Source organism: Streptomyces sp. NPDC058620 (assembly GCF_042717135.1).
Classification (GTDB): Bacteria; Actinomycetota; Actinomycetes; order Streptomycetales; family Streptomycetaceae; genus Streptomyces.
Genome location: NZ_JBHXQO010000006.1, coordinates 141,896 through 162,998 on the forward strand (window position 1 = coordinate 141,896; position 21,103 = coordinate 162,998).

Annotated in this window: 15 protein-coding genes and 2 pseudogenes; 4 read left to right on the forward strand and 13 right to left on the reverse strand. The window is 68.0% G+C overall.

Annotation, left to right across the window (positions count from 1 at the left end):
• Entirely contained in the window at positions 1–480 is a 480-nt protein-coding gene (locus ACFWSK_RS09450; RefSeq protein WP_383783347.1) for a hypothetical protein, read from the reverse strand.
• A gap of 986 nt (positions 481–1,466) precedes the next feature.
• On the opposite strand from ACFWSK_RS09450, the pseudogene ACFWSK_RS09455 reads away from it, so the two are divergent.
• Positions 1,467–1,657 (forward strand): annotated as a pseudogene (locus ACFWSK_RS09455) (IS982 family transposase); the annotation flags it as partial.
• 276 nt (positions 1,658–1,933) lie between these two features.
• Here the strand turns inward: ACFWSK_RS09455 and ACFWSK_RS09460 are convergent.
• From ACFWSK_RS09460 to ACFWSK_RS09480, 5 genes are all read right to left on the reverse strand, one after another.
• Positions 1,934–3,463 (reverse strand): helix-turn-helix domain-containing protein, encoded by a 1,530-nt coding sequence (locus ACFWSK_RS09460; protein WP_383783283.1) that lies wholly within the window; start codon positions 3,461–3,463, stop codon positions 1,934–1,936.
• Between the two features lie 157 nt (positions 3,464–3,620).
• Positions 3,621–4,079, reverse strand: coding sequence for a pyridoxamine 5'-phosphate oxidase family protein (locus tag ACFWSK_RS09465; RefSeq protein WP_383783284.1), 459 nt, complete (start codon positions 4,077–4,079; stop codon positions 3,621–3,623).
• Between the two features lie 92 nt (positions 4,080–4,171).
• Positions 4,172–4,804, reverse strand: a complete 633-nt coding sequence (locus tag ACFWSK_RS09470; protein WP_383783285.1) for a glyoxalase — start codon at positions 4,802–4,804, stop codon at positions 4,172–4,174.
• Between the two features lie 2 nt (positions 4,805–4,806).
• Positions 4,807–5,274 (reverse strand): helix-turn-helix transcriptional regulator, encoded by a 468-nt coding sequence (locus tag ACFWSK_RS09475; RefSeq protein ID WP_383783286.1) that lies wholly within the window; start codon positions 5,272–5,274, stop codon positions 4,807–4,809.
• A 207-nt stretch (positions 5,275–5,481) separates the two neighbouring features.
• On the reverse strand, positions 5,482–5,892 hold the full coding sequence (locus tag ACFWSK_RS09480; RefSeq protein WP_383783287.1) for a VOC family protein: 411 nt from the start codon (positions 5,890–5,892) through the stop codon (positions 5,482–5,484).
• Positions 5,893–6,860: 968 nt separating this feature from the next.
• Between ACFWSK_RS09480 and ACFWSK_RS09485 the strand changes: the two genes are divergently transcribed.
• A complete protein-coding gene (locus ACFWSK_RS09485) occupies positions 6,861–7,691 on the forward strand; it encodes a hypothetical protein (protein ID WP_383783288.1) in 831 nt (276 codons plus the stop codon).
• 571 nt (positions 7,692–8,262) lie between these two features.
• Here the strand turns inward: ACFWSK_RS09485 and ACFWSK_RS09490 are convergent.
• The 3 genes and pseudogenes from ACFWSK_RS09490 to ACFWSK_RS09500 form a co-directional block, all read right to left on the reverse strand.
• The gene (locus ACFWSK_RS09490) at positions 8,263–8,964 is read right to left on the reverse strand and encodes a hypothetical protein (protein ID WP_383783289.1); all 702 of its coding nucleotides are present in this window, start codon (positions 8,962–8,964) and stop codon (positions 8,263–8,265) included.
• Entirely contained in the window at positions 8,961–9,971 is a 1,011-nt protein-coding gene (locus tag ACFWSK_RS09495) for a TniB family NTP-binding protein (RefSeq protein WP_383783348.1), read from the reverse strand. The genes ACFWSK_RS09490 and ACFWSK_RS09495 overlap by 4 nt, the downstream gene beginning before the upstream one ends.
• Positions 9,959–10,633 (reverse strand): annotated as a pseudogene (locus ACFWSK_RS09500) (TnsA-like heteromeric transposase endonuclease subunit); the annotation flags it as partial. The pseudogene ACFWSK_RS09500 and the gene ACFWSK_RS09495, both read right to left, overlap by 13 nt.
• Before the next feature lie 315 nt (positions 10,634–10,948).
• Between ACFWSK_RS09500 and acnA the strand changes: the two are divergent.
• Positions 10,949–13,672, forward strand: coding sequence for an aconitate hydratase AcnA (gene acnA, locus ACFWSK_RS09505; RefSeq protein ID WP_383783290.1), 2,724 nt, complete (start codon positions 10,949–10,951; stop codon positions 13,670–13,672).
• 99 nt (positions 13,673–13,771) lie between these two features.
• Here the strand turns inward: acnA and ACFWSK_RS09510 are convergent, their stop codons facing one another.
• Positions 13,772–14,344 (reverse strand): hypothetical protein, encoded by a 573-nt coding sequence (locus tag ACFWSK_RS09510; protein ID WP_383783291.1) that lies wholly within the window; start codon positions 14,342–14,344, stop codon positions 13,772–13,774.
• A 177-nt stretch (positions 14,345–14,521) separates the two neighbouring features.
• Between ACFWSK_RS09510 and ACFWSK_RS09515 the strand changes: the two genes are divergently transcribed.
• Positions 14,522–15,148: a histidine phosphatase family protein gene (locus ACFWSK_RS09515; protein ID WP_383783292.1), complete on the forward strand. Its 627-nt coding sequence runs from the start codon at positions 14,522–14,524 to the stop codon at positions 15,146–15,148.
• 81 nt (positions 15,149–15,229) lie between these two features.
• Here the strand turns inward: ACFWSK_RS09515 and ACFWSK_RS09520 are convergent, their stop codons facing one another.
• The 3 genes from ACFWSK_RS09520 to ACFWSK_RS09530 all read right to left on the reverse strand — a co-directional run bounded on the left by ACFWSK_RS09520 (position 15,230) and on the right by ACFWSK_RS09530 (position 20,688).
• Complete coding sequence (locus ACFWSK_RS09520; protein ID WP_383783293.1) at positions 15,230–15,877, reverse strand: class F sortase; 648 nt, start codon at positions 15,875–15,877, stop codon at positions 15,230–15,232.
• 55 nt (positions 15,878–15,932) lie between these two features.
• Positions 15,933–16,598: a hypothetical protein gene (locus ACFWSK_RS09525; protein ID WP_383783294.1), complete on the reverse strand. Its 666-nt coding sequence runs from the start codon at positions 16,596–16,598 to the stop codon at positions 15,933–15,935.
• A gap of 229 nt (positions 16,599–16,827) precedes the next feature.
• Positions 16,828–20,688, reverse strand: a complete 3,861-nt coding sequence (locus ACFWSK_RS09530) for a GH92 family glycosyl hydrolase (RefSeq protein ID WP_383783349.1) — start codon at positions 20,686–20,688, stop codon at positions 16,828–16,830.
• Positions 20,689–21,103: the final 415 nt, after the last annotated feature.

Here is a 21,103-nt window from a genome sequence, read left to right on the forward strand (position 1 = left end):
TCACTTCACGTACTTGAGCAGCTCGGACACCGGGACTGCGGAGCCGTCCCTCCGCGTGAAGGCGGCGGCGATCTCCGCCTCGTCCTTGGCGTGACTTTTCTTCGAGTAGTCCAAGTGGTTGGAGATGTGTGCGCACATCTGCAGCACGGTCTTGACCTGCGAGGTCCAAACCTCGAGCGTGGTGTACAGCTCGGTGCCCACGTCAAAATTCCGACTCTGCAACTCCGCCGCGGCGCGGGCCGTCGTCCCGGCGCCCGCCTTGTCCATCCCGGCTCCGGCGATATCGGCGCTCTTCTGCAGTGCTCCATGGACCCGAAACGCCTCATTGCCGACAGCGCCCAGGTCGTCCTGGTGGACCACCAGGTCCCCGTAGGTTCCGGACCCACCCGGTGTTGTCCCGGCTGCATTGAGTCGCATCTGTGCGGACCGGCGATCCCGTGCATCTGATGTGAGCTGCACCCACTCGTCTTCGAATGTCACCGTTCCCCCTGTTCCGGTGTGAACCACACAGTCTATGAAAGGAGTTGCTGACGCGTCGGAGCGTTCGAGCTCTGCACCCGGCACGCATCCGTACGCCCGCTCACCGTACGACCCGCTGATCTGGAGACCCGCGCCGGTCCGCGCCACCGTGGCCTTCATGACCACCCTCGTCACCCCCACGGCTCCCAGCGGCCTGCCACTGCGTGCCGCCCGCACGTTCACCCAGCGCTTCAGCTCCCGTCCCCGGCTACTTCACCGGCGGCTTCCAGTACCTCCACGCCGACCGGATCATCCCGTCCGAGTGTTAGCCCCGGGAGCACCACATGGTGATCGGGCGAGAGTTCCTCGGCGTACGGGGGAACACACCGTCAAATTTTCCCGGCACCACGCCCGCGACGACGTTTCCGACGGTCCGATGCGCCATCCGAAGGCGGCCTCGCATCGGCCTCTCGACCAGGTCAACGCCTGGATGGGCGACCTCTGCCCCGGCGTGGACCTGCAGGCCACGCCCATCGAGGGCACGGACGCCGTCCGGCTGTCGTACGGCTTCCCGGACGGCCTGTCCACGACCAGGCGTCGCCCCACGAACGTCGGCTTCGGCCTGACATGCGCCCAGCCGATCGTCGTCGCCTGTCTGACCCGCCACGCCCGGTGCGCTGGTGGTGCTCCTCGCATCGAGGGAGGCAATGGTCAATCGAGCAAGGTCTTCGGAGATGGCTCTGCCGGCAAGGGTGGGGGCGGCAGCCGACACGCCGACACCGCCCTGTCCCACAGGAACGGGCGACGGCGGTGCTGCCCTGGGGCCCGCTCAGTCCGGCGACCGTGGCCACGACGGCCGCATTGCCATTGCCTCCTGACCCGTCACTGACCGACGTCCGCCCTGCCCACCAGTCTGGGCGGGCGTCAGCCTTCCGCAGCCGCTTGTTGTAGCCGGGCTGTTCGGCAGGTACGGCAATAGATGAAGCAGGTGGGAGCGGGCGTGACGAATCCCCGGATGGGCTGAGTACGGCTACTGCCCCAGTCACTCGCGGTTCTTCTGGGGCTGCGGCTGCACCTGGTGTGCACTCTGCGCGGCCTGCCCGACGCTTTCGCGCTGACCGGCGCGAAAGCCGACAAGCGCGAGACGCTGCTGGCGCTGTTCGAGGTCCAGCCCGGCCTGCTCACCGGCCGCGGCGGATAGCGGCTCACCTCGTCGACCAGACGCGGTCGGCGTGACACGACCGACATCGGACGTTGCGAGGCCACCTCGGCGACGACCCTCCGTGAAGGCTGACGGGTACCCAGACGTCTCTGACGTACCGTCAGTCATTCAAGATCATCTTGCACGTGCGTTGCACAAGGTGCTGAAAAGCAACAGTGATCAGTGAAGGGCCGTGAAGGTGAGTATTCGCAGGTCGGATTGCATGTTGCGGTGTTGTGCCCCTTGGGCCCGAGGGGCACAACACCCCGCCGGTCAGATGTCGCGGAAGATCTCGATCTGCGCGCCCACCGAGTTGAGGCGCTCCGCCAGGTCCTCGTAGCCGCGGTTGATCACGTAGACGTTGCGCAGGACCGACGTGCCCTCCGCCGCCATCATCGCGAGCAGGACCACCACGGCCGGCCGGAGTGCGGGCGGGCACATCATTTCCGCGGCGCGCCAGCGGGTCGGGCCCTCGACCAGAACACGGTGGGGGTCGAGGAGTTGGAGCCTGCCGCCGAGGCGGTTGAGGTCCGTGAGGTAGATCGCCCGGTTGTCGTAGACCCAGTCGTGGATCAGGGTCTGGCCGTGCGCGGAGGCCGCGATGGCGGCGAAGAACGGCACGTTGTCGATGTTGAGGCCGGGGAACGGCATCGGGTGGATCTTGTCGATCGGCGCCTCCAGTTTGGAGGGCCGGACGGTCAGGTCCACCAGCCGGGTGCGGCCGTTGTCGGCGGCGTACTCCGTCGTGCGGTCGCAGTCGACGCCCATCTCCTCCAGCACCGCGAGCTCGATCTCCAGGAACTCGATCGGTACCCGGCGGATCGTCAGCTCGGACTCCGTCACCACCGCGGCGGCAAGCAGGCTCATCGCCTCGACCGGGTCCTCGGACGGGAAGTAGTCGACGTCCACATCGATCTGCGGGACGCCGTGTACGGTCAGCGTCGTCGTTCCGATGCCCTCGACCTTGACGCCCAGGGCCTCCAGGAAGAAGCACAGGTCCTGGACCATGTAGTTGGAGGACGCGTTGCGGATGATGGTGGTGCCGTCGTGCCGGGCGGCGGCCAGCAGCGCGTTCTCGGTCACCGTGTCGCCGCGTTCGGTCAGCACGATGGGGCGGTCGGGGGCGACCGAGTGGTCGACCTGCGCGTGGTAGAGCCCGTCCGTCGCCGCGATCTCCAGACCGAACCGGCGCAGCGCGATCATGTGGGGCTCGATGGTGCGGGTACCGAGGTCGCAGCCGCCCGCGTACGGGAGGGTGAACTGGTCGACCCGGTGCAGCAGCGGACCGAGGAACATGATGATGGACCGGGTCCGGCGCGCGGCGTCCGCGTCGATGGACGCGAGGTCGAGCTGCGCGGGCGGGACGATCTCCAGGTCCACGCCGTCGTTGATCCAGCGGGTGCGGACCCCGATGGAGTTCAGCACCTCCAGCAGTCGGAAGACCTCTTCGATGCGCGCCACCCGGCGCAGCACCGTACGGCCCTTGTTGAGGAGCGTGGCGCAGAGCAGCGCGACGCACGCGTTCTTGCTCGTCTTGACGTCGATGGAGCCGGAGAGCCGGCGACCGCCCACCACGCGGAGGTGCATGGGGCCGGCGTACCCGAGGGACACGATCTCGCTGTCGAGAGCCTCGCCGATACGGGCGATCATCTCAAGGCTGATGTTCTGGTTGCCGCGCTCGATCCGGTTGACCGCGCTCTGACTTGTGCCGAGCGCGTCGGCCAGCTGCGTCTGTGTCCAGCCCCGGTGCTGACGGGCGTCACGGATGAGCTTGCCGATGCGTACGAGGTAGTCGTCTTCCATGCCCGCACGTTATCTCAAATATGAGATGAAGATCGCGGCGGGGGTGGGGTGTCGCGAAACCGATGGCCGCGGTCCCGCCCCTTCCGCATCTCCATCCGCATCCTCTGTCGGGTTCGGGGGAGCGGCACGCCGAGTGCGTCCGTTCAGGTGGCGGCGGTCAGCCGAGCCAGCGGCCGTCGCGCATGAGGTGGCGCCCCCGCAGCTCGTTCGCCTCGCGCCATGCCTGGATGCGCCGCGGGCGGATCAGGAAGAACTGGTAGTCCTGCTCGTCGGATTCGCGCGGGTCGAAACCGGTCTTGTTCGCGAACGCCTCGCCCGTCCGGGGGGCGAGGTCGGCGAGGTCCACCGGTTCGGCGGTGGCGTCGACCACGACCACGTCGCGGGTCGGCCCGAGGCTGAGCCGTACCCGGTCGTCCGCCAGGAGGTTGCGGCTTGTGACCGAGGTGCGTGGCGTCGAGACGAGGAACGCGGTGCCGTCCCAGAGGAACGAGAGCGGGATGAGGTGGACCCCGCCGGGGGTGCCCGAGGTGGCGACCCAGAGGTCGACATCGCTCTCCAGCCTCGCGCGCGTGTCCCGCAGGCGCTCCTCAAGTCCACGCGGCGGTGCGTCCGTCATGCTTCCTCCAGTCATTTCGGGGCGGGCCCCTCCCGGGAAGGAGGGGCTCCGTCCGGTCATCCGTCGGTGTGCCGGGGCCGAGGGCCGGCGTCTCAGGTCGCGGGCGCGGGCGAGGGTGCGGTGGCTTCCCAGGCGAAGCCGTCGGGGTCGGTGAACGGCCCGCCGTCGCCGCCGATCGCGAGCCGGTGCGATCCGGTGCCGTCGGGGGAGACCCCGGCGTCCTTCGCGAGGGCGCGGCGCCGGTACAGCGCCAGCTTGACGGGGCTCGACCCCACGGCGAACTCCACGTACATGCGGCCGAAGCTCTTCTCCACGACCAGGCCCTGGCCGACGTAGAACCGCTTGCTGGCGGTCACGTCCGCGACGCCCAGCAGGAGCACGATGTCGTCGATCTGCCGGGTGGCGGGCCCGGTGTCCTTCTTCGCCGTGGTCGCGATCTTCCAGATCGTCCCGTCCGGGGCCTGGACGACACCGCCGTAGCCCCAGAGCGACTTCGCGGCAGGCTTCACCGTCGTGGCGCCGGCGTCGAGGGCGGACTCGATGAGGCTGTTGACGGTGGACGGCTGGGACACCGTGAGGGACAGTGTGAACCCGCGGAAGCCGGTGGTGGGTGCGTCGGAGGCCCGCAGACGGATCTGCGAGTCCAGGCCGAAGGCCGTCGAGTAGAAGTGCGCGGCGGCCGTCGGGTCGGCCACGTCGAGGGTGATGGTTTCGATGGATGCCATGGTCATGACGCTAGTTGGGGTGCGGGGACCGGCGCTTCTCGATTCCTGACCGGTCCTGTCGCCTGCTTGGCCACGCACGGCGGCATCCCCGCCGCAGTGCCCGTCGCACCGCGCCGGCAGGCGCTGGGTGATATGCCGACGAGCTCGGTGAAGCGCGTGCTGAAGGTGTTCAGTGAGGAGCAGCCGACCTCGGAACAGACCTCGGTGACGCTGAGGTCGCCACGGCGCAGCAGGGCTGCCGCGCGCTCGATGCGACGTGTCATCAGGTACGCGTACGGCGACGTGCCGTAGGCCAGCCGGAACTGGCGGCTGAGGTACCCGGCGGACATGTTCGCGTCGCGGGCCAGCGCCTCGACGTTCAGCGGCCGCGCGTACTCGCGGTCGATCCGGTCGCGGACGCGGCGCAGTCGCGCGAAGTCGCTCAGACGTTGCGCCGCGGCGCGGGCTCGGCCCCACGCGGGGTGACACATGCGGGAACTCCTCTTCGTCGATGTCCGTGAGCACCCGGGTCGCAGGGAGAGGGGGCGGCGGGGCGCTCAATGGCGATGACCGGCTCCTCGGAGTCGAAGAGCCGGTCGGGGCGGCGGCCCGGAAGCCCTGGCCGTCGCACGGTGCGCAGGTGGTAGCGACCGGCCGTCAAGGGCTGCGTCGACGCCCGGGACGGGTGACCTGACCGGTCAGCGGAGCTCCTGGATGCGGATCAGGTTGCCCGCGGGGTCGCGGAAGGCGCAGTCGCGGATGCCGTACGGCTGCTCGGTCGGCTCCTGGACGACCTCGGCGTCGCCGGCCTGTACCTTCTCGAACACTCCGTCGAGGTCCGGCGTGGCAAGCAGAATCCAGCCGTAGGTGCCCTTGGCCATCATCTCGGCGATGGTGCGGCGCTCGTCATCGGTGACCCCGGGGTCGGCGGCCGGCGGCGCCAGCAGGATGGACGTGCCGGGCTGGCCGACGGGACCGACCGTGATCCAGCGCATCTTGCCCTGTCCGACGTCACTGCGGACCTCGAAGCCGAGGGCGTCGCGGTAGAAGGCCAGGGACGCGTCCGGGTCGTCGTGCGGGAGCGCGGTCGTGTGAATGGTGATGTCCATGACGATCATGCTAGGCGTGGCCCGTAGGCCGCGCTTCTTGATTCCTGACCGATCCGCGACCTGATTTCCCAGGGGGCTGCCTACCGGTGGATCACGTCCTCATGTCATCTGTGAAGAGCGCCTCGTCGGCCTGCGGGAGGCCGGCGGAAGGCCGACGGTCTCGTCGACGGCGAACCCGGCGGCGCGCGGGGCGGAGGCCAAGTTGAAGCGCGGGCCGAACACGCCGCGGCATATCGACGGCTGTCCCTTGACAGCGAAGTTAGTCGCTTGGCTCGCCTTGACCTGCATCGACTGGATTGGATGGCAAGCGATCGTCTGATGAGTGCCTTCAGTCCTGATCGGGATGGCGCTCAGCCGGCAGAGTCCGCCGGATTCTGCGGACTCCGTCGTCCTGGAGACTGCGTCGGGCCGCGGTGATGAATGCGTCCTGTGACTCCTCCACCGCGTTCCACAACTCTCGCCGGGTCAGGCGCGGTGTCACGTCCTCCGGGGGATCAGCACGTCGTCCACGTAGGTCGCGTCCAAGGCACCTGGTGATCCTCCCGATGGCCTCGAGCGCCTCTGCCCCGGCGGTCGCGGCGCTGGCGGTTCCTTCCACCGCAACTCTGGACCACACTCGGTGGAGCTCGCGTTCTTGGCGCCGAACTTCTTCGCGCACTGTCGCCTGGCTTTGTAGGGGATTCTCGGGAACGTCTGTTGCTTAGTGGTAGGAACGTGCTGTTCCTCGGGGGAGTGATGTCGCTGAGTTTCGGGAACACCTCGGTGCTTGCTCCGGGACCACGGTTGTGCTCTGCACGGCGGGAGAGCGCCCATGCTGCCGAATCTGAACGCCGCGGTCTGCCGTGCCTCGCCACCGGCATGTCTCTGCCGTTGCTCATGCCGAAGTACGGCATCGACTCCGAGTCCTCACGGAGGGCCCCGATATCGGCGGTACCCGAAGCTGCGGGATGCGCTCTACGATCGCGATCATGTCGATCACATCGCCCATACCCGTCCTGCAGGGAAGCAAGAACACTGTTCTGCGTTCCGACGGCAGGGCACTGCTCCTGAGCCGCCCGCACGAGGAGCTGCGCATTCCTCTGATGGCGATCGAACGGGTACGCGCCGAGGGCCGGTCCGTAGCCGTCGAGCTGACTGCCGCGGGCGGGGCGACGCCGGCCGTCCGCCGGGTCGGCGGTGTGAGCGAGGCAGCCGCCAGAGCTTTCGCGGATGCCGTGAACCGTGCGCTGCCCGAGCGTGCCGAAGAGGACGTGGCGGTCGACGGCTCCGGGCTGGTCATCACGCACGTCCTGACCGAATCCCCGGCGGAGAGGAGACAGCGCCTCTTCAAGCGGGGAGCGCTCACCGCTGCCTTGGTGATCGTCGCCCTGGCCGTGACCTTCGGGATCCGTGAAGGCGGGATTGACGGCTTCATGCTGGCAGTCACCACCCTGTTCGGCGGCACGATGGCCTCGGTGACCACCGCGGGCGGCGCTGCGGGGCTGTGGTCGGCGTGCAGGGGGTGGCACGTGACCCGGCACGGCATCACCGTCGAGGCGGAGAGGACCGCCGGTGCACCCGGCAAGCTCCGCGCCTCGGGTACGTACGTCTACACGGACACTGTGGGCGTGAGCCGCACTGTGTCCGGCAGCGCCGGCGCCTGGACCATTCACGTCGCCTACGACCCGCAGAATCCGGGTAACGTGGTCGTTCGCCGCTCAGGGCTTCGTACTGTCGGGTACATCGTCCTCTCCCTGGGCTGCTTGTGCTTGGGCCTTGGCTTCACCTTCGCCTTGATCATGGTGCTCGTCACTGCGTGAATTCGCCCGAGCGGGTTCGGTCGAACTGCCACAGGTGCCCTTTGTCCATGAGGGGCGCTCATCCCGCATGGGCAAAGCCCGGAGCCCCGACGCATCCAGACGACGCATCGTGAGACACAGCGTCCTGCTGTTCCTACTTCTCACCAACATTTACAGGCCAACACCCGCCTGGTCGTTTTTCAAATCCGCAACCAATCGTTCCTGCTTATGCCCTATGCAGCCAGTCGCCAGTTCGTCCGCACCCGCGGGCATGTTAGTTCCGAGCCAGTGATCGTCAAGGTGCTCCAGCAGCATGTCGATGCCGTTGACGAACTCGGCGTAGTGGCGACTGCGGCTCCCGGCGTTGCTCCAAGGCTTGGGCCTTGATCTGGAGCTTGACTTGCTCGATCTGTGCGTCGAGCTGCACCTTTTGGCTCTGCTTGGTCCAGTATGCGGCTATGAGGGCTGTAACGCCGACGAGTCCCCCGCTTGCTATTGATCCGATCACCGTGGGCCATGCTGAGTCCATGGCGGAAGTCTGCCGGATCATGCGACAGTCGGTCGGGCAATCAAGCCTTCTGAACTGTGCCGACTAGGTTCCGCGGCACAAACCGCAGCGACACCGCTGGAACGAGCGCGGAGTTCCAGGAGAGGCTTTTCGCAGGAGCCTGTAGTGCTCGGACTGCCATTCCGATTCGCGACGTCTCTTGGAGATGTAGAGGCTGAGCGTTCCGGAGGACACCGAACTGTTGTGCTGGTCCATCAGCGCGGTCCAGATCTCTCGGGTCCCGAGGCCGGCATGCAGCATCGAGTCGATCAGAGGCGCAATCGGACGGGTGACAGGTGCTTGACGGGCGGGAAGGTCTCGGGGCAGGGGCTTGTTGCTGACGAGAGCGCACCGGACGAGCCATATCGGAATGTCGTGGCGATGGGCGAGATCGCGGACGGTCAGGCCCTCGTCGCGGGCGGCGTTCTGCAGCTGGACGTAGAGGTCCGGCTGTCTGTGCGCGAGGTGGGATCGACCTGACCCGGTCCGGTAGCGAAGTCGCGGCGTGCTCACGTCGAACAGGGCCCGTTCCAGCTGCGAAGTGGTGCGTCCGGTGGCGTCCGCGAGGCGTTCAACGTGGGGCTTGCCGAACCAGAGCGGCGGTCCGCAGAGGTATCCGTGCAGATAGCTGGGCCTGAGGTGGTTGGCGCGAGCCAGGCGTCGGATGAAGGAGTCGGTTCCCTCACCGAGCCGGGGTGAGACCTGGATGGGGAGCCGGGCCAGCCGTCCCGGGAGCGCTTCGGTCACCGTGTGGCCGCCTTCCTCAGCGGCGTCTTTGGGGTTTCCGCGGCGTGGTCCAGGGGGATCGCGTCGAGCCCTTCCTTGGTCACGCGTTCGGTGCCGTTGAGGATCGCGTCGATCGCGGCCCCTCGGATGGCGTGAGACAACGCTCCGATCATGCCGTCGGCCCGGTTGTGGAGGTAGCGGTCCCACTTGACCAGGCTGCCCGGCGGATGATCGTGCAGGAGCAAGGTGTCCTCCATGGTCGCGACCAGTCCTTTCCACTCGTCGCCGTAGGGGAACGGGCGGGTGGGGACGAGGGTGAAGCGGCCCGCGATTTGGGCACCCCGGGTGCCGGCCAGGAGCTCGCTGTGTTCGATGTCGATGCCCGCGTAGACAAACGTCGCGGGGATGCGCTCAGAGAAGTACTTCAGCGTGTCGGAGACTTCGGCGCCAGCCCGGGTGATCTGCGAGATGTTGTGAATTTCATCGACGAGCACGAGGCCGGTTCGAGTGTCGATGCAGACACCGACCACAGCCTCGATGATGTCTGTCATGTTCGACCGGGCCCGGACTGGCAGGCCGAGGAAACGGGCGAACTCCGCGGCGACCATGCGGGCGGTCGCTGCGGGCGGGACGGTGATGTAGAGCGCCGGGATGCGGTCGTGGACGTTCGGGTGGCGAGCTCGGTCAAGGAGTTCGTGGGCGAGTCCGAGTTGGGCGATGGCGCTGGTCTTGCCCGTGCCGGGAAGTCCGGAAACCATTAGACCGCGGCGGGCGCTGATCGCATGCCGGTTGAGCAGGACCAGCCTGCGGCCGCAGACCACCGTCTTCTCGACGAACGAGGTGGCGACCACGAGCATGCGGGCGTGATGGTCGAGCCGGTCCTCGTCGTAGAGGGCCCGGTCGGTCGTGGACAGTCGTCGCAGACCACCGGGGGACAACAACGTCGGGGGCTTGGGTGGGCCGTCGACGAACCTTCGCCACCCGTCCAGGGTGGTGAGTTCCCCTCGGCCGCCAGCTCCTGGAGCCAGAGCAGATGAAACAGCGCGGGTAGCGTCGCGAGCCGTTCCCCGGCTGCATCGGCTCCAGCCAGCAGCGGGCCCGGCGTCGCGAAGACCTCCCGCAGCCGGTCCGCGGCCGGGCCGTGCAGGCATCGTGGGTGCCGGTAGCGCGACAGCCAACGGACATTCGCCAGCAGCACTGCCTCCGGGACTCCCACCCGCTCGAACCCCCATCCGGCCTGAGCGCAGGCCAGGCGCGTCACCTCGAACGCCTCCGCGTCCTGCGGCTCGATCCGTTCATCGGCGCGGACATCGACGACCACCGCCGAGCCGTCCGTGCGGCGCACGAAGTAGTCCGGAGCGTGCCGACGCTCCCGCTCGCCGTCGTGCCAGTGCAGCCAGAACGGTTGCGAGGCGATCCCCACCACCTCAGGATCGAAGTCCATCAGCGAAAGCCGGTCCCGCTCCAGCCACGATTCGAAACCGACGTGCTGCCGGGTCGTTGCCGCCCAGTACCAGCTGGAGAAGTGACGCTCACCACGCGACCAGCGAAACGGCCGTACCGCGGGGACGTCCTCGAACCGGGCCGTCACACAGTCCAGCAACGGACGCCGCCGACGCTTGCGTACAGCATCCACGTACGACAGCTCGATGTACGGCTCTGCAAGATTCACCCCGACCGGTACGGCCACCCAGCACCCCCAGCGCGTTACCTCGTACGACTAGGTTCGCTGGCAAGGAAGCCGAAACGACTGGGTTCGCTGTCAAACGACTCGATTGGATGACAGAGGACAACGGCGCCCGGGCATGACCGCGCGGCGGCGATGTACTAGAGTTATCTCGACATCGAGATATCTGCCGAGGCGTACCGCAGCCGCCGCTCGGTAAGGGTTACCTAACTAATCCTTACCTTAGCGGATGGTGGGGGCCGTAGGCGGCACCACGCGGCGCCGGCCGCCAATGAGGCGCGGCGCGGTAGTACGCGCACATTGAAGAAGGAGACTGTCGTGTCGGCGAACAGCTTCGACGCCCGCAGCACGCTGCGCGTGGGCGACGAGTCGTACGAGATCTTCAAGCTGGACAAGGTCGAGGGCTCCGCGCGCCTCCCTTACAGCCTGAAGGTTCTGCTGGAGAACCTGCTCCGCACCGAGGACGGCGCGAACATCACCGCCGACCACATCCGGGCGCTGGGTGGATGGGACTCGCAGGCCCAGCCCAGCCAGGAGATCCAGTTCACGCCGGCCCGCGTGATCATGCAGGACTTCACGGGCGTTCCCTGCGTCGTGGACCTCGCGACCATGCGTGAGGCCGTGAAGGAGCTGGGCGGCGACCCGGCGAAGATCAACCCGCTGGCCCCGGCCGAGCTGGTCATCGATCACTCCGTCATCGCCGACAAGTTCGGCACCAACGAGGCGTTCGCGCAGAACGTCGAGCTGGAGTACGGCCGCAACAAGGAGCGCTACCAGTTCCTGCGCTGGGGCCAGACCGCCTTCGACGAGTTCAAGGTCGTCCCCCCGGGCACCGGCATCGTCCACCAGGTCAACATCGAGCACCTGGCCCGTACGGTCATGGTCCGCAACGGCCAGGCGTACCCCGACACCCTCGTCGGCACCGACTCGCACACCACGATGGTCAACGGCCTCGGCGTGCTGGGCTGGGGCGTCGGCGGCATCGAGGCCGAGGCCGCGATGCTCGGCCAGCCGGTCTCCATGCTCATCCCGCGCGTCGTCGGCTTCAAGCTGACCGGCGAGCTCCCGGCCGGCACCACCGCCACCGACCTCGTGCTGACCATCACCGAGATGCTCCGCAAGCACGGCGTCGTCGGCAAGTTCGTCGAGTTCTACGGTGAGGGCGTCTCCGCCACCTCCCTCGCGAACCGCGCCACCATCGGCAACATGTCGCCGGAGTTCGGCTCCACCGCCGCGATCTTCCCGATCGACGACGAGACGCTGAAGTACCTCCGTCTGACCGGCCGCGACGCCCAGCAGGTCGCGCTCGTCGAGGCGTACGCCAAGGAGCAGGGCCTCTGGCTGGACCCGGCCGCCGAGCCGGACTTCTCCGAGAAGCTGGAGCTCGACCTCTCCACGGTCGTCCCCTCCATCGCCGGTCCGAAGCGCCCGCAGGACCGCATCGTCCTCGCGAACGCCAAGGAGCAGTTCGCCCAGGACGTCCGCAACTACGTCGTGGACGACATGGAGGCGAGCAAGGAGTCCTTCCCGGCCTCCGACTCCCCGGCCGTGTCCCCCGACGGCGTCCCGTCGAACCCGGTCACCGTGACCGCCCCCGACGGCACGACGTACGAGCTCGACCACGGCGCCGTCACCGTCGCCGCGATCACCTCGTGCACCAACACCTCGAACCCGTACGTCATGGTCGCCGCCGCGCTCGTCGCGAAGAAGGCCGTGGAGAAGGGCCTGACCCGCAAGCCGTGGGTCAAGACCACCCTCGCCCCGGGCTCGAAGGTCGTCACCGACTACTTCGACAAGGCGGGCCTCACCCCGTACCTCGACAAGGTCGGCTTCAACCTCGTCGGCTACGGCTGCACCACCTGCATCGGCAACTCCGGCCCGCTGCCGGACGAGGTCTCCAAGGCGGTCAACGAGCACGACCTGGCCGTGACCTCGGTGCTCTCGGGCAACCGTAACTTCGAGGGCCGGATCAACCCCGACGTCAAGATGAACTACCTGGCGTCCCCGCCGCTGGTCGTCGCGTACGCCATCGCCGGTTCGATGAAGGTCGACATCACCAAGGACGCCCTCGGCGTCGACCAGGACGGCAAGCCCGTCTTCCTCCAGGACATCTGGCCCTCCGAGGCCGAGGTGAACGACGTCGTCGCCAACTCCATCGGCGAGGACATGTTCAACAAGTCCTACCAGGACGTCTTCGCGGGCGACGCCCAGTGGCAGGCGCTGTCGATCCCCACCGGCAACACCTTCGAGTGGGACGCCGAGTCCACCTACGTCCGGAAGCCCCCGTACTTCGAGGGCATGACGATGGAGACGACCCCGGTCGAGGACATCACGGGCGCCCGCGTGCTGGCCAAGCTCGGCGACTCGGTCACCACCGACCACATCTCCCCGGCCGGTGCGATCAAGGCCGACACCCCGGCCGGCAAGTACCTCACGGAGCACGGCATCGAGCGCCGTGACTTCAACTCCTACGGCTCGCGCCGTGGTAACCACGAGGTCATGATCCGCGGCACGTTCGCCAACATCCGCCTGCGCAACCAGATCGCGCCGGGCACCGAGGGCGGCTTCACCCGCGACTTCACCCGGTCCGATGAAGGTGCGCCGGTGTCGTTCATCTACGACGCCTCGCAGAACTACCAGGCCGCGGGCACCCCGCTCGTCATCCTGGCGGGCAAGGAGTACGGCTCCGGCTCGTCCCGCGACTGGGCGGCCAAGGGCACCGCGCTCCTGGGCGTCAAGGCCGTCATCGCCGAGTCCTACGAGCGCATCCACCGCTCGAACCTCATCGGCATGGGCGTCCTGCCGCTCCAGTTCCCGGAGGGCCAGACGGCCGCGTCCCTCGGCCTGACCGGCGAGGAGGCCTTCTCCTTCACCGGCGTGACCGAGCTGAACGACGGCACCACGCCGCGCACGGTGAAGGTCACCACCGACACCGGTGTGGAGTTCGACGGGGTCGTCCGCATCGACACCCCCGGCGAGGCGGACTACTACCGCAACGGCGGCATCCTGCAGTACGTGCTCCGCAGCCTGATCCGCAACTAGAGCGCACCGCACACCACTGAGGGCCGCACCCCGTCGTACGGGGTGCGGCCCTTCGGTCTGTTCCGGTGCCCCGGTCTGTGCCGGTGCTTGCGGAGAGGGTCAGCCGACCGACGGGGTGCGCCGCACCTCGGTGATCCGGCACTTCATGTCGCTCGGGGCCGCGTCGAGCCCCTGCGCCTCCTTCTTCGCGGTCTGGCCCGGCGCGAGACCGACCACCCCGACGATCCCGTCCGCCACCCGGGCGCCGTCCCTGTCCACGAACCCCACGGTCACGTAGTAGTCCGCCGCGCTCCCGGAGCCGTTCACTATCTCCATCCGGGCGGCCGGCCACGAGGTCAGCGAGTCCACCGCGCACCCGGCGATCCGGACGTCCTCCTCCGCGTCCGTGCCGGCGGGCGTCGGTGTGGGCGTGACCGACCGTTCCTGGTCGGGCATCGCCTCGGCCGACGGAGTCGCACGCGGTCCCGCGGAGTCCGTAACGGCCTTGCCCAGGACGTACAGCAACCCGCCCATGAGGGCCAGGACAAGCAGCGCGCCCCCGACGGACAGCCCGACGATCAGCCCGGTATTACTCTTGCGCGGCGGCGGCCCGCCCCATCCGGGCGGCGTCCCCCACGGCTGCTGCTGCTGTTGCTGATGGGGCGGCGGTGGCGGCGGAAAGCTGTCGGGCATGAGGTCCCCCCTCGGGAAAACGTGCAGGCAGGACCCCTACGGTAGGCGCACGGGCACGTAGCAGGAACGGGGTGCCGCAGGGGGTGATCGGGCAACGCCCGTCCGTAAGTGCGATCGTGGGCCCGCGCGCTCGCACCTGCGACTGCCGCGCAACCGATACAAGAGAGCGGAAGCACCATGGGTGAGCTGATCCTGATCCGGCACGGAGAGACCGAGTGGTCCCGTTCCGGGCAGCACACGAGTTATACCGATCTGCCCCTGACGGAGCTCGGGGAGCGTCAGGCGAAGGCGCTCGTTCCGCTGCTCGCCGAGCGTCACATCGGTCTCACCCTGACCAGTCCGTACATCCGTGCCCGCCGCACCGCCGAACTGGCCGAGCTGCCCGCACCCCGCGAGACGCCCGACCTGCACGAGTGGGAGTACGGGGCGTACGAGGGTGTGACCACGGTCGATATCCGCCGCACCCGCCCCGACTGGAACCTCTGGACCGACGGCGTGGCCCCCGGACCTGCCGAACACCCGGGAGAGACCCCGCAGGAGGTGGGCGCCCGGGCGGACCGGGTGCTCGCGGAGGTGGCGGCAGCGGCGTCGCACCTCGGGGACGCCGACATCGCCCTGGTGGCGCACTCCCATTTCCTGCGTGTGCTCACCGCCCGCTATCTGCGGCTGAGCCCCGCGAGCGGTGAGCTGTTCCAGCTCGCCACGGGGGCGGTCTCCCGGCTCGGCAAGGAACATGGCAAGCCCGTCATCACGGCGCTCAACATGGCCCTGCCGGAAAGGCTGTTCAGGGCGGTGCAGGTCTGAGCGCGCTGCTCGCCGGGCCCCCGGCCGTACGGACGGCCGGTACCTCGCCCCCGAGGTACCGGCCGGAGCCCATGGGCGGAGTCAGGCCGCCTTCTTCAGCGAGGTGAGGTGGGCGAAGACCACCACGTTCGCCGAGTAGCCGGCCTTCTCGTCGAAGCGCCCGCCGCAGGTCAGCAACCGGAGTTCGGGCCGCCCGGTCGCCCCGTACACCTTGTCGTCGGGGAACTTGTCCTTCGTGTACGTGTTCACGGCATCGACCGTGAACACCGCGGTCCTGCGGTCCGCGCGCACCACGTTGACCCTGTCGCCCCGGCGCAGCGCGTTGAGGTTGAGGAAGATCGCGGGGCCGGTCTTCGTGTCCCGGTGGCCCACGAGCAGGGCCGTTCCGTTCTCACCGGGTGACGGCCCCTTCTCGTACCAGCCCGTCAGCTTGGGCTTGCTCAGCGGCGGGGCCTCGAGCCGGCCCTTCGTGTCGAGACCGAGGCCGGTGACCGCCGCCTCGATGAAGATGGCGGGAATGGCCACCTTCAGGGGGCGGGACGGGACCAGGGGGGCGTGCGAGGCGGGCACTTTCTCCTGGGGTGTGTGCGGCGCCCGTTGGAACGGCGCCGGCCCGCCGCCCGCGGCGTCGCTGCCGCGGGCGGCGGCGACCGACGGGGTGTCCTCGGAGGAGTCCGAGGACACCCAGACGATGCCGGTCACCAGTGAGAACGTCACGAACAGCGTCATGGTGAGACGGCATGCGCGCGTCGGTCCTCGTCGTCGTCGCCGTCGGCAGCGGGCGTTACGCCTCGCCACGGGCACGGCGACGTGCGGACCGGCGAACCATGATCAGGCCCGCGACTCCGGCCGCCCCGGCGACCAGTGCCGCGGCGGTCCCGGCGTTCGAGCCGCTCTCGGAGCTGATGGGCTCCATGTCCGGGACGCCGCCGCCGCCGGCGGGCACCGCGCCGGACGGCTTGTAGTGCTTGCTGCCGCCCTGGCCCTGCTCCTGGCCCTGGCCCTGACCCTGACCCCGGTCCTGACCGCGCTCGGGGCACTCGACCTTGAAGCTCTTCTGCTTCGGGCCCGCCGGGACGATCCACACCAGCTTGTACGTACCCTCCGGGAGCACATACGCCTGGCTGCGCGCATTGCCGTCCACGAGCGGCAGGGTCGCGAGCAGTGTGTTGCCCGGGGGCGTGGTCGGGGGCTGCTCGGTGATCGTCCAGGGGACCGAGGGGAACGACTCGAAGTTGTTCGCCACGAGCACGAACTTGCAGACCTCGACCCCGTCACGGTCGCCGCGCGAGTGCCAGCTGACCGAACGGATGTCGATGTCGCCGCTGTCACCGGGGAGGGCGTAGGCGGCAGGTGCTCCGGCCAGGGTGGCGCCGGCGACGGCGACAGCGGCGGCCACCGTGGTGCCTGTGCGGACGCTGCGGGAGCGGACGGACGCGGAGATACGCATAAAGGGCTCCTTCAAGCCGAGATGATTGTCGTACTGACCACCTGATCGCCTAAGAGATGCCATGAATTGTCGTAAAAGTCAGATAAGACACGAGAACGTGTCAGAAGTTCCCTGATCGGCTGATGCCGCAGGAGTGGAAACCGCGCGTACGGACCAGAACAGAGGGGTGCCCCTCCCGGCGGACCTCGCCGAAAGGGGCACCCCTCACATCAGTTGAGCGTTCAACCCACTACTTCTGGCTGAGCAGCTCGATCTCCGCCAGCGTCGCCGTGCCGTCGACAACCAGCCGGTACGTCGCGTACGAGCCCGGCCGGTCGACCGAGAACACCCGCGTCTGCTTGTCCCAGGCGAACGACTGGGCGGACCGCTTGTCGAGGTCCGTCCACGTCGTGCCGTCCGACGAGCCCTGGAGGACCCAGCCGGCCGGGGCCTCGTCCGCCGCGGAGGAGGTCAGGGTGTACTGCAGTGCCTTGGTGGCCGAGGCCACCGGCAGGTCCACCGAATCGACCGTGGCCTTCGTGGCCGAGGTGTTGTCGAAGAGGGCTCCCTCGCCCTTCAGCGCGTCGGCCTTCGGGTTCGGCACCTCGTCGACCTGGGTGATCGAGACCGGCGCCGCGTTCTTGCCGGTGCCCCAGGCGGAGGGCTTGGAACCCATGTCGAACTCCAGCACGCCGCCCTTGGCCAGCAGGTCGTGCGGCAGTGAAGTGGACTTCCACTTCTTGCCGTTGACCTTCAAGCCCTGAACGTAGATGTTCTTCGCGCTGTTCTTCGGGGCCTTCACCACGAGGTCCTGGCCGTTCTCCAGGTGCACCGTGGTCTTCGTGAAGAGCGGCGAGCCGATCGCGTACTCGCCACTGCCCATCACCAGCGGGTAGAAGCCCAGCGAGGAGAAGAGGAACCAGGCCGACTGCTCGCCGTTGTCCTCGTCGCCGTGGTAGCCCTGTCCGATCTCGCTGCCCGTGTAGAGGCGGCCGAGGACCTCGCGGACCTTCTCCTGCGTCTTCCAGGGCTGCGAGGCCGCGTCGTACATGTACGTGGCGTGGTGGGCGACCTGGTTGCTGTGGCCGTACATGCCCATCCGTACGTCGCGGGCCTCCGTCATCTCGTGGATGACGCCCCCGTACGAACCGACGAACTCCGGTCCCGCGGTCTCCGGTGTGGCGAAGTACGTGTCCAGCTTCTCGGCGAGGCCGTCACGCCCGCCGTAGAGGTTGGCCAGGCCGCGGCTGTCCTGCGGGGCAGTGAAGGCGTATCCCCAGCCGTTGGTCTCGGTGTAGTCGTAGCCCCAGACCCGCGGGTCGTACTGGTCCGAACGGACCCGCCAGTCGCCCTTGGCGTTCCTGCCCTGGAAGAAGCCGGCCTTGTCGTCGAAGAGCTTGACGTAGTTGCGGGCGCGGTTCAGGAAGTAGTCGGACTCCTCCTTGTAGCGCGCGTTCTTCGTCTTCTTGTAGAGGGCCTTGCCCATCTGCGCGATGCCGTAGTCGTTGAGGTAGCCCTCCAGCGACCAGGAAAGCCCCTCGTGCGTCGACGTGTTCGCGTATCCGGTGAAGGGTGAGGTCTCCATGCCCTTGCGGCCGACGCCGGAGGACGGCGGAACCACGGTGGCGTTCTTCAGCGCCGCCTCGTACGCCGCCTTCGCGTCGAACTTCACGCCCTTGACGTACGCGTCGGCGAACGCCACGTCCGAACTGGTGCCGGTCATCAGGTCCGCGTAACCCGGGGACGACCAGCGGGAGACCCAGCCGCCGTCCTTGTACTGCTGGACGAAGCCGTCCACCATCTCGCCGGCCTTCTTCGGGGTGAGGAAGGAGTAGGCGGGCCACGTCGTCCGGTAGGTGTCCCAGAAGCCGTTGTTGACGTACACCTCGCCGTCGACGATCTTCGCGCCGGTGCGGGTCGGGGTGTCGGGGCCCGTCTTCGGGGAGAAGGGGCTGGCGTACTTGCTCTTCCCCTCGACCTCCTCGAAGCCCGAATTCGGGTACAGGTAGAGCCGGTAGAGGCTGGAGTAGAGCGTGGTCAGCTGGTCCGCATTGGCTCCCTCGACCTCCACCTTGCCCAGGATGCGGTCCCAGGCACTCCGCGCCCGGTCCCTGATCTGCTCGAAGGAGGCCGACTCCGGGAGCTCGTCGGCGAGGTTCTGCTTCGCCTGGTCCACGCTGATGAGGGAGGTCGCGAGGCGCAGCCCGACCGTACGGTCCGCCCCTGCGTCGAAGCGGAAGTAGCCGGTCACGTCGGCGCCGCCACCGCCGCTCAGCTTGCCGCTGCCGGTGACGGGAGCGTCGAATACGCCGTATACGAAGAGCCGGGTGGCTCCGGTCGAGAGGCCGCTCTTCACGTCGGAGAAGCCGGTGAACGAACCGGACTTCGCGTCGAGGGTCAGCCCGCCCGCGTTGGAGATGTTGTCGAAGACCATGGTCGCGTCGTCACCGGGGTAGGTGAACCGCATGCGCGCCGCGTGGTCGGTGGGCGTCATCTCGGCCTTGAGGCCGCTGTCAAATGTCACACCGTAGTAGTGCGGCTTCGCTGTCTCGTTCTCGTGGTGGAACGGCAGCGCCCGCGCCGAGCGCGAGGCGTCCGGGGTGCCCTCGGCCGCCGACGGCATCATCTGGAAGGTCTGGCGGTCACCCATCCAGGGGCTCGGCTCGTGACTGGCGCTGAACGCCTGGATCTCGGGCAGGTTGTCCTCGTTGTTGCCCCGGGCGTAGTCGTACAGCCAGCTCGTCGAGCCGGCGTTGGTCACCGGCGTCCAGAAGTTGAAGCCATGGGGGACCGCGGTGGCCGGTATGTTGTTGCCGCGCGAGAACCCTCCACTGGAGTGGGTGCCGCGCGTGGTCAGCGCGTAGTCCGCGAGGTGGGCCTTGCGCTTCTCGGGGGCCTTCGGCGCGATCCTGACGTCGTCGATCCAGCCCTGGAACTTCGACGGGCCCTTGGGGGAGTCGTACGCCACCAGGATGCGGTCGACGGTCTTGCCCGCCGCCACCGTGCCGATGCGCGAGGCGACCTTGTTCCACTGGTTCACGTACAGCCGCTTGGCGTCGGCCTGGCCCTGCGGGGTCAGCGCGCCGCCGTGGCTGTCGGTCGCCTTGAGTCCGCTGAGGTACGTACCGTCGGTGAAGGCGAGGTCGACCGCGATGTGCGTCGCAGGGTAGTCGAGGTCCGTCTCGCCCATCTGCGGGTAGACGAGGTAGGAGAGCTCGGTGTCCTTCGTGACGGCCGTGTCGACGTCGAAGACCTTGTTGTACGAGTAGGCGCGGCCGTCCGGCTTGTGCGTACCGGCGTAGCGCAGCGCCTTCTTCCCGCTGAACCCCGCGCCCGACTTCGCGGTGGGGGAGCCGGACGGGCCGCGGTCGGCCTGGCTGCGCATCTCGTCCGGGGTGGGTGCGGAGGTGTCACCGTCGGAGAACTGGACGTCGGCGAGCTGGAGGGCGTCCGACGCGCCGTTGTTCTTCGTGATCTCCAGACGGAAGTGGCGGTAGGCCGTGTCCGCCGTGAAATCGTACGACTTGGTCTGGAAACGTTCGGCGAAGGTCTGGCCGGTCCGGGTGTCCAGGTCCTTCCACGTGGTGCCGTCGGCGGAGCCCTTCAGCGTCCAGTCGCGGGGGTCGCGCTCGTCGTGGTCGTTGGCCGAAGTCAACGCGTAAGTCACGACCTTGACCGGTTCGGCGAGGTCGAATTCGACCCATCCGGACGGTGCGAAGGTCAGCCACTTCGTGCCGGACTCGACATCGACGAGATTCTCCTTGACCTCTCCGCCGCCGGTGTTCTCGCCGCTGGCACGCAGGTCGGTCACCTTGTCGGTGACATTGCCCGGTATTCCGGCGGAGAATCCGCCATCGACGCCGGACGACCTTTTGTTGCCGTCAGACCCCTCTTCGACGGTGTTGCGCCAGTCCGGCTGCCTTTCGTCCGCTTCGAACGAGGTGCTGAACTCCTGTCCGCCCTTGGCCGGTTGGTCCGGAGCGGCGGGCCGGGCGATGGCGGCGGAAGGGGCCGTCACGACAAGAAGCGAAGCGGCCGCCACCAAGGCCGCCACGTGGGCTCTCGTATGGACTCTTGTGGCGACCGCATGGACTCTCTTGATCCCGATCATCCGGAGCATCCCGAGCGATTCCTCCCCTGGAAGGGCGATAGACAACGTTGTCATTCATGATTCGCAGGGTCCAGTAGGGATGTAAGGGGACAGTGGTGTCAAGGGTGTTGCGCGAGAAACCGCACCGGATTCGACCGTCTTGGGGAAATTGATACCGCGCGGCGGTGGTGCGCGGGGTCCGGCGCGATCCGAACGGGGAGAGCCCAGGTATCCGTGAGGTCTCAACTCGGGAAAGACTGCCGTGCAAACATGCACTCGATCTTGCTCAGTTGGCGACAAGTGGACTATACCTGTCGGCATCTGCACGGCCGCTTCACGCGGCTGCGCACTCGGGGGCACGGGGGATGGCCGCGGGAGACGCCTGGGGCGTCCGAAGCTGTACGGTCTCCCGACACCCCCACTGCACAGTAGTTTT